Source organism: Escherichia sp. AM3 (genome assembly GCF_032029835.1).
Lineage (GTDB): Bacteria > Pseudomonadota > Gammaproteobacteria > Enterobacterales > Enterobacteriaceae > Escherichia > Escherichia coli.
Genome location: NZ_JAVUPQ010001235.1, coordinates 1 through 243, shown reverse-complemented (window position 1 = coordinate 243; position 243 = coordinate 1). Strand labels below are relative to the sequence as shown.

Genomic DNA, 243 nt, shown 5'->3' with positions numbered 1-243 from the left:
ATGTTGATTACAGCTATACGCGCGCTAACGTTGTTGGCGGTCGATTCACCTATTCGAGCAGCACCACGAAAAGCCGCTACACCACAGCGCTGGTTTCATGGTCAGACCCGGGTAACGCTTATGCCGACGCGATGGAGCCGGTATTTGAGCAGGCGCTGGTGGCGCGATACGGCTTCAATCAGCTGGAAATGACAGCCATCGGCTGCACCAGGCAGTCAGAGGCGAACCGAAAGGGGCGCCGGG

At 58.4% G+C, this 243-nt stretch carries 1 protein-coding gene; it reads left to right on the top strand.

The features are described from left to right. Positions 1–243 (top strand): phage tail protein (locus tag RTW80_RS30455; protein ID WP_312721962.1); only part of this gene is annotated, 243 nt, incomplete at both ends.